Origin of the sequence: Reyranella sp. (assembly GCF_965279465.1) — a bacterium.
Classification (GTDB): Bacteria; Pseudomonadota; Alphaproteobacteria; order Reyranellales; family Reyranellaceae; genus Reyranella.
The window spans coordinates 2,152,320-2,164,810 of the sequence record NZ_OZ257242.1 but is presented as its reverse complement, the minus strand read 5'-3'; the positions used below and the strand labels follow the sequence as shown (position 1 = coordinate 2,164,810).

The following is a 12,491-nucleotide window of genomic DNA, read 5'->3' as shown; positions in this document are numbered from 1 at the left end:
CGCTGGTCGAACTCTGGAGGGATGGGAAATGAGCGATAGCAAGCAGGTCAGGACCACCCATGGGCGCGGTCGTCTGTTCGACAGCGTGCTCGACACGATCGGTGACACGCCCTGCATCCGGGTCAACAACATCGGGCCGAAGAATGTGCGGCTCTACGTCAAGGCCGAGGCCTTCAATCCGGCCTCGTCGGTGAAGGACAGGCTCGCGGTCAACATCATCGAGGCGGCCGAGCGCAACGGCACGCTGAAACCCGGCCAGACGGTGGTCGAGGCGACCAGCGGCAACACCGGCATCGGTCTCGCCATGGTGTGTGCGCAGAAAGGCTATCCGCTGGTCGTGACCATGGCCGACAGCTTCTCGATCGAGCGGCGCAAGCTGATGCGCATCTTCGGCGCCAAGGTGGTGCTCACGCCGCGCGCCCAGAAGGGCTTCGGCATGTACCAGAAGGCCGTCGAGCTCGCCAAGACGCACGGCTGGTTCCTCGCGCACCAGTTCGAGACGCCGGCCAATGCCGAGATCCACGAGGCGACGACCGCGCGCGAGATCCTCGCCGACTTCAAGGGCGAGAAGCTCGACTTCTTCGTCACCGGCTACGGCACCGGCGGCACGTTGTCGGGCGTCGCGCGCGTGCTGCGGCGCGAGCGGCCGGAGACCAAGATCATCATGTGCGAACCGGCCAACGCACAGCTGGTCGGCAGCGGCAAGCCGCAGGAACGCACCGCCGACGGCTCGCCCGCGGTCAGCCATACGGCATTCGAGCCGCACCCCATCCAGGGCTGGACGCCGGACTTCATCCCCCTGGTGCTGCAGGAAGCGATCGACAAGAAATACTACGACGAGCGCGTGCCGATCGCCGGCGCCGAAGGCGTCAAGTGGGCCAAGGCGCTGGCGCAGAAGGAAGGCATCTTCACCGGCATCTCCGGCGGCTCGACCTTCGCGGTGGCGCTGCAGGTCGCCGAGAAGGCGCCGGCCGGATCGGTCGTGCTCTGCATGCTGCCCGACACCGGCGAGCGCTACCTCACGACGCCGCTGTTCGAAGGCATCGCCGAGGACATGAACGAGGACGAGGTCAAGATCTCCAAGTCCACGCCGGGCTATCAGATGCCGTAGGCGGTTGACGCCTGCTGGGAGCGCGGGTCTCCAGACCCGCTCTTCTTCGGCGTCCGATACCGCATGAGCGGCTCTGGAGAGCCGCTCTCCCAGCAATGATCAAGCTTGGACGGCATACTTCTCACCCCACCATTCGCGTCTGCCCGGCCCAGTACCGGGCGCGCAGCACCTTCTTGTCGACCTTGCCGACGGCGGTGAGCGGCAGCGCGTCGACGAATTCTACCTGCTTGGGCGCATGGGTGCCGCCCTTGCGATCCTTCACCAGCTGCATGAGGGTTTCCGCTTCCGGCCGAGCGCCCTGCCTGGGCACGACCAGCGCAGCCACCGCCTCGCCCCACTTCTCGTGCGGCACGCCGATCACCGCCACCATCGCGACATCGGGATGCGAGGAGATCACGTCCTCGACCTCGCGCGGGAAGATGTTGAAGCCGCCGCTGACGATCATGTCCTTCTTGCGATCGACGATGTAGAGATAGCCGCGCTCGTCGGCGCGCGCGATGTCGCCGGTGTGCAGCCAGCCGCCCTTGAAGGTCTCCTCGGTCTGCTCGGGGCGTTTCCAGTAACGCTCCATCGAATGAGCCGAGCGCAGGCAGATCTCGCCCGCTTCGCCCGGCTTCACTTCCTCGTTGTCCTCGTCGCGCAGGCTGACCGAGCATGACGAGAGCGGGAAGCCGCACGAGGCGAACAGCTCGGGCCGCCTCGCATCGTGGTCCTCGCGGCGCAGCACGCTCACCGGATAGCATTCGGTCTGGCCGTAGAGCTGGCTGAACACCGGCCCGATCCGCTCCAGCCCCTCGACCAGCCGCGTCGGCGACATCGGCGAGGCGCCGTACAGCAGCAGCTCGAGCGAGGAGAGGTCGGTCTGGTCCAACCCAGGATGGTCGAGCATCACGTAGATCATGGTCGGCACCATGAGCGTGAGGTTGATCTTTTCGCGCGAGAGGGTGGCGAGGAACTTCCCGGGATCGAAGCCTTTCAGGAGATGCACCTCGCCGCCGCGCAGGAACGACGGCAATACCTTGGTGCCCGAGACGTGGGTGATCGGCGCCGCCGCGAGGTAGCGCGGGCGGGCGGGGAACTCGAAATCGGCGGAAACTGCCAGCACGCCGTCGGCGCTGGCCTGGTGGCGACGGATCACGCCCTTGGACTTGCCGGTCGTGCCGCCGGTGTAGTTGATGATCGCATAGTCGCCGGCCGACGCGAGATTGACCGGGCTCGCCTCGCCGATCTTCTCGGCCGCCGCGAGCAGATCGCGACCGAAGTCGGCCTTGCCCATGGTGAACACGACCTTCAGGCGATCGGACGCCTTCACCGCGAGCTCGCCGCCGCGCTGGGCATGCGTCTTCGGATCGACGACCAGCGCATCGACATCGGCGTCCTCGATGACGTCGAGATGATCGTCGAGGGCGCCGAGCGGATGCAGCCAGGTGATCACCAGCCCGAGTCCCTGCGCAGCAACGCCCGCACACCAGGTCTCCGCGCTGTTGGCGCTGAGGAGTGCCACCGTCTGGCCCTTGCGCAGGCCGGCCGCCGCCATGCCTGCCTGCAGACGGCCGATCAGCGCGTAGGTGGCACCATAGGTCAGGCTGCCGCCATCCCACACGAACGCCCGTCGGTCGGGAAAACGTGCCAAGGCCCGCAAGGTCATGGTCACGACGGTGGGCGCCTGTGCGATGCTGCTGTTCATTGTCGTTTCCTCCCGGAACTTGCCTTACTTGGGTTCGGTGGCCTTTCGGGACCAGCTTGGCTTCTTCGGCGACGGCTGGCCATGACTTCGCTCGTCCAAGGCGCAACGTCGCGCTTGAGCGATGTCACCAGGTTGTTGCGCGGGGCCCGGAGGTCGACATGCGCCGGCTCGCGGTGTGCTAGGCCGGCTCGAAGACCGATTCGGTATGGTCGAACACGGGATGGGCCTCCTCTATCGACGCCACGACGACGGGCGGGCGATAGCCGACGAAACTCGGGTACTCGCTGCTGCGGCAACAACTCTAGATGCGCAGGCGCCCGGAGCGCGCGTCATTGCTTGCCTGGAACTATCGCGATTTCCTTGTTGCAGTACCGAACTCCGGGACCGGCGGTCCGATCCCGCGAAAAGCGGCGCTCCTGTTCGGTTGGCGCGCATCGCTGACCGGAAAACCTCTACGCTCCGCCTTGATCTTCCGTCGCGAGAGGGTCGAAATGTGCGGAAGATATCTGCTTGGAGGAGCGCCTTACGATGACCGTTGCCCAGCTCGACAGCCTCGTTACCCTGCTGCGTTCACGGCCGGCCCCCGAGAAGCCGGACGTCGGCGAGTCCCGCATCGGCTTCGAGAAGATGGCGGGCGTCCTGGGCGGCGCACCGGACGCCAGGTGCGAGAAGGTCGATGCCGGCGGCGTGCCGGCCGAGTGGGTCGCCGCGCCGGGCATCGACGCCGAACGCGCGGTGCTGTACCTGCATGGCGGCGGCTATGCCATCGGCTCGCTCAACACCCATCGCCGGCTCGCCTACGACATCTCGGCGGCCTCGGGCGCACGGGTGCTGGTGATCGACTACCGGCTCGCGCCGGAGCATCCCTTCCCGGCCGCGGTCGACGACGCGGCCGCGGCCTGGCGCTGGATGCTGGCGCAGGGTCTCGATCCGAAGCGCATGGCGATCGCGGGCGATTCGGCCGGTGGCGGCCTCACGATCGCCACCCTGGTCAATCTGCGCGACCTGAAGCTCGGCCTGCCCGGCTGCGCCGTCGCCATCTCGCCCTGGGTCGATCTCGAAGGTCTCGGCGCCAGCATCGCCGGACGCGCCGCGCAGGATCCGATGGTGCAGAAGCAAGGGCTGCTCTGGATGGCCGGCATGTATCTCGGCGGCAAGGACGCGAAGACGCCGCTAGCGGCGCCGCTGTACGCGGACCTGAAAGGGCTGCCGCCGATCCTCGTCCAGGTCGGCACGGCCGAGACGCTGCTCGACGATGCAACGCGCATTGCCGAGAAATTCCACACGGCCGGCGTCGACGTGAAGCTGGCGATCTGGCCGAACATGGTGCACGTCTTTCCCTTATTCGCGCCAATCCTCTCGGAGGGTCGTGACGGTTGCCTCGAGATCGGCAACTTCATCCGTAGCCGCACGGTCTGAGGTCGCCATGAAATTCGGCGTCACCGTCGCCCCACGCGTCACGGACTGGCAGCTTTTCGTCGACCTCGAGACGATGGGCTACGACTGCGCCTGGGCGGCCGATTCGCAGATGCTCTACTCGGACGCCTATGCCGTACTGGCGCTGGCTGCCGCCAACACCTCGCGCATCCGGCTCGGCACGGGCGTCGCGGTCGCGCCCGTGCGGTTGGCCCCCGTCGCGGCGCATTCGATCGCCACGATCAACCAGCTCGCACCGGGCCGCACCTTCCTGGGCATCGGCACCGGCCACACCGCGATGCGCGTGATGGGCCAGGATCCGATGAAAGCGGGCGCCTTCCGCGAGTATCTCCGCGTTCTGCGGGCGCTACTGCATGGCGAGGAGGTCGAGTACGAGCTGAACGGCGAGCGGCAGGAGATCCGTTTCCTGCATCCCGACCGGGGCTTCATCGATGTCGCGCATCCGGTGCCGATATACGTCGCCGCCGACGGTCCGCTCGCGCTCAAGACCGCCGGCGCCTACGGCGACGGCCGCGTCTGCTCACACAATCAGACTCGCGCGCGTCTGCAGAAAAGCCTGGAGACGATGCGCCAGGGGGCGTCCGCTGTCGGCCGCGAGTTTCCCAACGACTTCCATACTGCGGCGCTGAGCTATGCCTGCGTGCTGCGGCCGGGCGAAAGCATGACCTCCGACCGGGTGATCGACGAGATCGGCCCGATGGCTGCCGCGACGCTTCACTACTGGTGGGAGTATTATCAGAAGGACGGCGACACCAGCACGGTCGCCCAGCGCTGCCGCAACCTGTGGGACGAGTATCTCGCCTTCACCGAGAAGATGGAGACGCCGCCGGCCAAGCGCTACCAGCAGGTCCATCTCGGCCATTGCGCCTTCCTGCCGCCGGAGGAGCGCCGCTTCATCACCGAGGACCTGATCCGCGCGACCGGCGGGCTGGTCGGCACGCCGGACGAGATCATCGCCATGCTGCGCGAGCGCGAGGCGATGGGGCTGAACGAGATCACGCTGCTGCCGGCGATGGCCGAAGCGCGCCGCAACCTGAAGGACTTTGCCGACCAAGTGATCGCGCGTTATTGAACACGGCGGCGGCGTGGCGCGACGAGAGCGGAGCGAAAGCCTCCCGGGCTTGGGGGAGACCTTGAACAAGGCAAACATGGCGCTCGGCCTGATCGTGGCCGCCCTTCTGACCGTCGGCTCGATCTTGAGGCCGGCGAGCGCGCAATCCAGCGGATCGACCGTCATCGACACCGATTTCAACTTCGAATCGGTTGCCCTTGCCCAGATTACGGCCTTCGGCCAGGCGGCGACCACCGTGCTGTCGATCGCCAACCAGAATCCGATGAATATTCTGGCCACCTTCGGGCGAAGCTGCCCGGTGTTCGTCGGGCCAGGCACCCTGCTGGGCGAGACATCCTGTGCCTGGACAAAGGTCACCGGCGAGGCGGCCACGCAGGGGTCGACGACCTCGCAGGCTGTGGACTGGCGCGGTGCGGGCCAATTCGAATTCGGACCGGGCTGGTTCGTGGGCGGCGGCGTGGGCACGACGGCGACATCGGCGCAAATGTCCTCGGGGCCGTCGAGCGTCGGTCGATCGTTCAGCGCGGGGACCGTCCTGAAGCGCGTCGATGGACCCTGGTTCTTCTCCGGCTCCTTCGTGCTGTCGACCCGGACCGATTGGAACAACTGGCCGGTGCAGTTGCCGGGCGGGGGGACGGCTGCGATGACCGGCGCCGTCTATACGTTCGGCCTGGGCGCGATGGTGCGCGGCGCGTACCAGATCCCGCTCGACTCCGTGTACCTGCGCCCGTCCCTCGAGACCGGCCTGCAGCTGACCAGCCGATCGGCGCTTCGCGAGCAGGGGCAGGGCCGGGCAGTGACGGTCGATCCGATCAGCAAGGCGCTCCTTGTTATCACGCCCATGCTCGAGATCGGCGCTCGCCACGACATCGGCGCGCTCGTCCTGCGGCCGTATCTGGCCGGCGGGGCGACCTTCCTGCCCGACAATTCGACGAACATCAGCGGCACGGTGGGCGCCACGCGGTTCTCGGGCACCGCCTATGGCCAGAGCGTCCTGGCCAATGTCGAGGCGGGGCTACAGCTCTACCAGGCGAAGTCGTGGGAGACGAAGCTGGAGTACCGTCTCAGCGCCGCCGACCAGTATCTCGACCAGCTCATCAGCCTTCGCGGCGCGCGGTACTTCTGATCGCGCGCCGGGAACCACGGATTGGACTCTAAGCGGCCAGGATCCGCTGGCGTGACGCGCGGATCATCGAGGCCGCGCGGCTGGCATCGAAGCCGGCCAGCACGCCGCCGCGCATGCGGATCTCCCCGTCGACGATCACGGTGTCGATGTCGCGCGGGCTGGTCTGCAGCAGGACGTGGGCGCAGGCGTCCGGCACGGCCGAGCCGCCGAACGGCCCCTTGCGAATCAGCACGATGTCGGCCCGCTTACCGGGCGTCAGCGAGCCGATCCGGTCATCGAGGCCGAGGACACGGGCCGCGGTGATGGTCGCCGTCTCGATCAGCTTGCGCGGCGTCAACAGCGGCAAGCCGGGCCGCACCGTCGGCCGGCGGCCGATCACCGTCGCGAAGCTCCGCTCCATGGCGCCGTCGAGGAAGCCCTGCACGTTGAACATCACACGCAGCTGCCCGAGCGTGTCCGACGCGATCGAGCAGGGGATGTCGCAGCCGAACACCACGTCGACGCCGCGATCGTGCGCGCGGCGCACGACGTCGGCGGGCGTCCCTTGCGTGTCGGCGGTCGGGGTGAAGCAGAGCGGCATGCGCGCCGCGGCCATCAGGTCGAGCTCGGCATTGGTGATCAGGTTGCCGTGGATCACCAGGAAGTCCGGTCCGAGCAGGCCGTCCGCGTGCAGCCTGGCGATCGTGCCGGTCTCGTTGACGTGGATGCAGCTCGGCGCTTTCAGCGTCCGCGAGAAGGCGAGCTGCTGGGCGAGATGCGGCCCGCCGATCGAATCGACACCGAAGCCGATCGTGGTGAGACCATTGGGATCGTGGAACTTGTCGTAGATCCTCCGCGCATCCTCGTAGCGCGCCGTCATCGGGAAATTGTCCGGCTCGAACGTCATGAAGGAATAGGTGAAGAGGTGCCGGATGCCGGTCGTTTTCAAGGCCTCGATCGAGTGCGGCGCATGGTCGGGGCCGCTGATGTCGTGGCAATAGTCGACGACCGTCGTCGTGCCGTAGGACAGCATTTCATACGCGCCGACATAGGCGGCGTTGAAATTGTCCTCCGGCGTATAGTGCCGCCGCAGCGGCAGCAGCTTGGTGTTGTAGGTGCCGGGCCACAAATCCGGCACATAGCCGCGCAGGACGGTCTGCCACAGGCAGGTGTGCGCATCGATGATGCCCGGCAGGGCGATTATGCCGGTGCCGTCGATCCGCTCGGCATCCCCGGCATCGAGCGATGGCCCGACGGCCATGATCGCGCCGTCCTCGATCAGGATGTCGGCCGAAGGGAAGTCGCCCAGCGCCGGCTCCATGGTCACCGTATCGGCGCCGGTGATGATCGTTCTCCTGGCCATGGCTACTCCACTCCTGCAAAACGCGCCCGCAGGCGCGGCGCCACATCGCGGGCGTAGCGTTCGAGGCTGGGGTTCATCTCGTCCGGCCGCATGCCGGGCGGCACCGCCCAGCTCACGATGTCGGTCAAGCCGTACTGCTCGATGAAGGACGAGAGCTCGGCGACACAATGATCGGCGTCGCCGACGACCCAGGTCTGCGGGATGCGCTCGGCCTCGGCGATGCCGGCGACGCCGCCGTGACCGCCCGATTCGGCGCGGAACTTGTTGTAGATCTCCATGCGCCGCCGCTCGGCCACCCGCACCGCGGCCCAGTCGCGCTCGCGGTCGTCGGTCACGAGGCAGGAACGGATGATGCCGATGCGATGCGCCGTCGGATCGCGTCCCTCTTCCGCGAGCTTCGCCAGCCACGGATCGAGCGAGCGTGCACGCTCCCCTTGCGGCAGCAGGTTGGTGCCGAAGCGCGCGGCGCGCAACGCGCCGGCCTCTGCCATCGCGGCGATCCAGAGCGGCGGGCCGCCCGGCTGGACGTAGCCCGGCGTGATCTTCACGTCCTGAAAATTATAGCGCTTGCCTTCGAAGCTGAACTTTTCGCCGGTGAATGCGCGCTGCAGCACCTCGATCCCCTCGTCAGTCAGTGAGACGCGGCGCGAGACCGGCATGCCGAAGCCGCGAAACTCGTGCGGCGCGTAGCCCATGCCGACGCCCATCTCGACCCGGCCGCCGCTGATGTTGTCGAGCACCGCGAGATCCTCGGCGAGCCGGACCGGATGGTTGAACGGCAGCAGGCAGACATCGCACGAGAAGCGCACATGCGTGGTCCGCGCCGCCATCGCCGCGGCGACGGGAATCCACGATGGCAGATAGCCGTCGTCGACGAAATGATGCTCGGTGAACCACACCAGATCGAGCCCGAGTCCGTCGAGCCAGGCCACCTGGTCCATGATCGCGGCGTAGAGCGCCTGGTGGCTGAGGCCCGACTCCGGCGGATTGCGGAAGTCGTAGGCGACGCCGAGGCGGAGCGGTTTGCGGGCCATGGTCAGAGCCTCAGTTCGGGGACATCGATCCAGCGTCGCTCAGCGAAGCTGCGATAGGCAAGATCGGCGAGCTGCACCGCCTTGGCGCCTTCGATCAGCGTCGGCAGATAGGGCGCGTCCTCGCCGACATGGCGCAGGAACAGCTCCCAGCACTGGCGGAACGGAGGCTTGACGGGAATGGCGTCGGGCACTTCCTGCCAGTGCGCCATCAGGTCGACGCCTCCGGGTACCGCGGCCTTGATGAAGGCTTCGGGCGTGTTCACCGCCGACTGGGTGTAGCAGCGGAAGCGGCCGGCAACGGCCGAGCCGTTGCTACCGTCGATCTGCACCATCATCGTGTCCTCGCGCCGGGGCCGGGTCGCCCAGCTGTTCAGGATCACGCCGATGGCGCCGCCTTGCATCTGCAGCAGGGCATAGTTGGTGTCCTCGGCATCGACCGTGTAGCGCTGGCCTGCCTCGTCGACCCGCTCGGGCATTGCCGTGCTCATCAGCGCGCTGACGGCGGTGACCGGCGCCACGAGCCGGTCGATCATGTAGCGCCAGTGCGCCATCATATCGAGCGCCAGCCCGCCGCCGTCGCGCTTGCGATAGTTCCAGCTCGGCCGCTGGCACTCTTGCGTCGCGCCGTCGAAGATCCACGAGCCGGCATCGATCTTCACCGACAGGATGCGGCCGAAGAAGCCAGAGTTCTTGACGAACAGCAGCTTGGCGAAGCCGGGCAGGAAGAGCTTGTCCTGGATGACGCCGTGCTTGAGGCCGGCCTTGTCGGCGAGCCGCGCCAGCTCCATCGCCTCCTCGACGGTCGGCGCCGTCGGCTTCTCGATATGGATGTGCTTGCCCGCTGCGATCGCCTTGCGTACCCGCTCCGGCCGTCCCCCGGTGGCAGAGCAATCCATGAAGATCCGGTCAGGACCGGCCAGCGCCTCGTCGAGGTTCGTCGTCCAGCGCTGGTTGCCGTGCGCCGCCGCCAGCGCCGCCATCCGCCTGGCATCGCGCCCGACCAGCATCAGCTCGGGGATCAGGCGATCGCCATTCTTGAGCTTAAGCCCACCCTCCGCGGCGATGGCCAGCAGATGGGCCATGTGCTGCGTCGTGCCCATGCGCCCGGTGGCGCCGTTGATGATGATACCGATTCGCCGGTCCGCCATGTTTCCCCCGCCTCTACCTTGCTTGAACTAAGGAACCTGCGAGCGCCACGCGCATCTCCGCCGCGGTAGCCGGCTCCCCGCCGGCGGCACGCACCAGGCGCACCGCGTCCTCGACCCAGGCGAGGTTGTTCATCGTGGTGCCCATCGGCGCATCCTCCAGGCCGACGCGCACGTGACCGCCGCGCGCCACCGTCTCGCCGATCAGCGGGCGGACGTCGACGGCCAGACCCGCGATCATCCATGGTGCCGGGCCGGCTTCCTCCTCCAGCAGCGCGAGATGAGCGGCCAGCGCATAGGGTCGCGGCGGAAAATTGAAAGCAAATCTGTCGGAGAACATGAAGCGATAGATCGGCGCCTTGACGCCTGTCGCCCGCGCAAGCGCAGCACCCGCACGCGTGAAGCCGGGCTCGTAGATCGCGAAGGCCGGGTGGAAGCCCTTGCGCGCGGCGAAGTCCAGGGCGTAGCGCACGTGCGCTTCGGGGTTGAGATAGGTGAAAGCAGGCTTGGTCGTTGCCGTCGCCGTGGTCGTGGTGAAGTTGACGCTGCCGGGATCGATCACCGCGAAATCGATCAGGCCGCGTTCGGCCAGCACCTCGACATGGGCAAAGCGCTCGGCGGGCGTCATGCCGGTGGCGGGAATGGCGGGGTAGGACGGATAGACCGGCACATCGACCTTGGCGCGGATGCCTTCGATGATCCGGGCGTAGACCTGCCAGTCGAAGGTGTGCGTGCCGTCCTCGAAGGCGTGGGTATGGATGATCGACGCGCCGGCGCGAGCGCAGGCGATGCCCTCGGCGACGATCGCGTCGACCGTATCGGGAAGGAGCGGCTGTAGCTTGCGGTTCCAGGCGCCGTTCAATGCGACTTCGATCCAGACCTTGTGCATGGGGACTCCTTTGCCGGACGGACTGCGGATAATAGGATCACCGCATGGAAACCGAGTACGATTTCGTCATCATCGGCGGCGGCTCAGCCGGCGCCGTGCTTGCAGCCCGACTGACCGAGGAGCCCGCGATCCGCGTGCTTTTGCTCGAAGCCGGCCGCGACTTCCGCACCGCCGAGACGCCCGAGCATATCCGCATCCCCAACCCACTTCGCGCCATCGGCGACGACAACTACCGCTATCCGAAGCTGCTGGCGCGGCGCACCGAGCGGCAGGAACCGAAGCTGCTGTGGCGCGGCCGCGCGATCGGCGGCAGCTCGACCATCAACGGCCAGATCGCGATCCGCGGCATCCCCGACGACTTCGAGGACTGGGCGCGCGAGGGCGCCGCGGGCTGGGGCTGGAACGACGTGCTGCCCTACTTCCGCAAGCTGGAGAGTGACGGCGACTATGGCGATGAACTCTGGCATGGCAAGACCGGCCCCATCCCGGTTTATCGCGCGCCGGTCGAGGCGTGGGGCCATGTCGACCGCGCGGTGATGAAGGCCGGCCTCGCCCTCGGCTATGGCTGGTGCCCCGACCACAACGCGCCCGAAGGCACCGGCGTCTCCCCTTACGCGATCAACAGCCGCGCCGGCCTGCGCATCTCGACCAACGACGGCTATCTCGAGCCGGCGCGCGGACGGTCCAACCTCACCATCGTCGGCAACGCGATCGTCGACAGCCTGACATTCGAGGGCAATCGCGCTCATGCCAACGGCGTGAAGGTCACGGTTGGCGGCGAGAGCCGCAGCGTGCGGGCGCGGCGCGAGGTGCTGCTGTGCGCCGGCGCGATCCATTCGCCAGCGGTGCTGCAGCGCTCGGGCATCGGCCCGCGGGGCTGGCTCGACAAGCTCGGGATCAAGGTCGTTGCCGACCGCCCCGTCGGCCAGCACCTGCTCGATCACCCGATCCTGAGCGTCCTGCTTGACCTCAAGGACGGCGCGCAGGCCAGCACGCTCGCCCATCGCCACACTAACTGCTGCATCCGCTACTCGTCGAACCTCGCCGGCGCCGGAACCAACGACATGATCGTGATCGCCGGCAATCTGCGGCCGGCAGAGGACGGCGGCACCGCGCGAGCGCGCGTCGCGGTGTCGGCCTTCCAGGCCTTCAGCGAAGGCACGGTGCGGATCACGACGCGCGACGCCGCCATCGACCCGCAGGTCGATGAGCGCATGCTGTCCGACGACAGCGACCTCGTCCGCATGCGCGACGGCGTGCAGCGCTTGCGCGACCTCTGCCGGCATCCGGAGGTGCGGGCGATCTCGACCCGCGGCGAGTACGGCTCATCCGGCCTCTCGATCGAGGAGATGCTGTCACCGCAGGCGCTCGACGACTGGATGTTCGCCGAATGCTCCGACGCCCAGCATGCCAGCGGCACCTGCCGCATGGGCGCCGCCGACGATCCGCGCTCGGTGGTCGATCCCGACTGCCGGGTGATCGGCGTCACGGGCCTGCGGGTGATCGACGCCTCGATCATGCCCACGGTCGTACGCGCCAACACGCATTTCACGACGGTGATGATCGCCGAGAAGATGGCGGATGCGCTGAAGCGTGGCCCACACTGACCTCCGCCTTTGAGGTCAGTATTGCGGCAGAACTGATGCTT

10 protein-coding genes are annotated in these 12,491 nt (G+C 67.5%); 5 read left to right on the top strand and 5 right to left on the bottom strand.

The features are described from left to right. Nucleotides 1-28 precede the first annotated feature (28 nt). Nucleotides 29-1,111, top strand: a complete 1,083-nt coding sequence (locus tag ACQY8M_RS10505) for a PLP-dependent cysteine synthase family protein (RefSeq protein ID WP_428671607.1) — start codon at nt 29-31, stop codon at nt 1,109-1,111. A 121-nt stretch (nt 1,112-1,232) separates the two neighbouring features. On the opposite strand, the gene ACQY8M_RS10500 is transcribed toward ACQY8M_RS10505, so the two are convergent. Further along, a complete protein-coding gene (locus ACQY8M_RS10500; RefSeq protein ID WP_428671605.1) occupies nt 1,233-2,798 on the bottom strand; it encodes an AMP-binding protein in 1,566 nt (521 codons plus the stop codon). 528 nt (nt 2,799-3,326) lie between these two features. Here ACQY8M_RS10500 and ACQY8M_RS10495 point away from each other — a divergent pair. The 3 genes from ACQY8M_RS10495 (at nt 3,327) to ACQY8M_RS10485 (ending at nt 6,433) form a co-directional block, all read left to right on the top strand. Then, entirely contained in the window at nt 3,327-4,217 is an 891-nt protein-coding gene (locus ACQY8M_RS10495; RefSeq protein ID WP_428671603.1) for an alpha/beta hydrolase, read from the top strand. A 7-nt stretch (nt 4,218-4,224) separates the two neighbouring features. Continuing rightward, the gene (locus ACQY8M_RS10490) at nt 4,225-5,307 is read left to right on the top strand and encodes an LLM class flavin-dependent oxidoreductase (RefSeq protein ID WP_428671601.1); all 1,083 of its coding nucleotides are present in this window, start codon (nt 4,225-4,227) and stop codon (nt 5,305-5,307) included. Nucleotides 5,308-5,368: 61 nt separating this feature from the next. Next, entirely contained in the window at nt 5,369-6,433 is a 1,065-nt protein-coding gene (locus ACQY8M_RS10485) for a hypothetical protein (protein WP_428671599.1), read from the top strand. Nucleotides 6,434-6,461: 28 nt separating this feature from the next. Here ACQY8M_RS10485 and ACQY8M_RS10480 read toward each other — a convergent pair whose 3' ends face one another. The 4 genes from ACQY8M_RS10480 to ACQY8M_RS10465 are packed head-to-tail and all read right to left on the bottom strand — an operon-like array spanning nt 6,462 to nt 10,843. After that, nucleotides 6,462-7,775, bottom strand: a complete 1,314-nt coding sequence (locus tag ACQY8M_RS10480; protein ID WP_428671597.1) for an amidohydrolase family protein — start codon at nt 7,773-7,775, stop codon at nt 6,462-6,464. Between the two features lie 2 nt (nt 7,776-7,777). Next, nucleotides 7,778-8,809, bottom strand: a complete 1,032-nt coding sequence (locus ACQY8M_RS10475) for an LLM class flavin-dependent oxidoreductase (RefSeq protein ID WP_428671595.1) — start codon at nt 8,807-8,809, stop codon at nt 7,778-7,780. Nucleotides 8,810-8,811: 2 nt separating this feature from the next. Beyond that, nucleotides 8,812-9,957, bottom strand: a complete 1,146-nt coding sequence (locus ACQY8M_RS10470; RefSeq protein WP_428671593.1) for a Gfo/Idh/MocA family protein — start codon at nt 9,955-9,957, stop codon at nt 8,812-8,814. A 13-nt stretch (nt 9,958-9,970) separates the two neighbouring features. Further along, nucleotides 9,971-10,843, bottom strand: a complete 873-nt coding sequence (locus ACQY8M_RS10465; RefSeq protein WP_428671591.1) for a 3-keto-5-aminohexanoate cleavage protein — start codon at nt 10,841-10,843, stop codon at nt 9,971-9,973. Nucleotides 10,844-10,887: 44 nt separating this feature from the next. Between ACQY8M_RS10465 and ACQY8M_RS10460 the strand changes: the two genes are divergently transcribed. Beyond that, entirely contained in the window at nt 10,888-12,450 is a 1,563-nt protein-coding gene (locus ACQY8M_RS10460; protein WP_428671589.1) for a GMC family oxidoreductase, read from the top strand. Nucleotides 12,451-12,491 lie beyond the last annotated feature (41 nt).

Excerpts from the sequence above, each read along its gene's own strand:
- ACQY8M_RS10500 (WP_428671605.1), bottom strand. The coding sequence starts at position 2,798 with ATGAACAGCAGCATCGCACAGGCGCCCACCGTCGTGACCATGACCTTG.
- ACQY8M_RS10475 (WP_428671595.1), bottom strand. The coding sequence starts at position 8,809 with ATGGCCCGCAAACCGCTCCGCCTCGGCGTCGCCTACGACTTCCGCAAT.
- ACQY8M_RS10505 (WP_428671607.1), top strand. The coding sequence starts at position 29 with ATGAGCGATAGCAAGCAGGTCAGGACCACCCATGGGCGCGGTCGTCTG.
- ACQY8M_RS10460 (WP_428671589.1), top strand. The coding sequence starts at position 10,888 with ATGGAAACCGAGTACGATTTCGTCATCATCGGCGGCGGCTCAGCCGGC.
- ACQY8M_RS10495 (WP_428671603.1), top strand. The coding sequence starts at position 3,327 with ATGACCGTTGCCCAGCTCGACAGCCTCGTTACCCTGCTGCGTTCACGG.
- ACQY8M_RS10490 (WP_428671601.1), top strand. The coding sequence starts at position 4,225 with ATGAAATTCGGCGTCACCGTCGCCCCACGCGTCACGGACTGGCAGCTT.
- ACQY8M_RS10470 (WP_428671593.1), bottom strand. The coding sequence starts at position 9,957 with ATGGCGGACCGGCGAATCGGTATCATCATCAACGGCGCCACCGGGCGC.
- ACQY8M_RS10465 (WP_428671591.1), bottom strand. The coding sequence starts at position 10,843 with ATGCACAAGGTCTGGATCGAAGTCGCATTGAACGGCGCCTGGAACCGC.
- ACQY8M_RS10480 (WP_428671597.1), bottom strand. The coding sequence starts at position 7,775 with ATGGCCAGGAGAACGATCATCACCGGCGCCGATACGGTGACCATGGAG.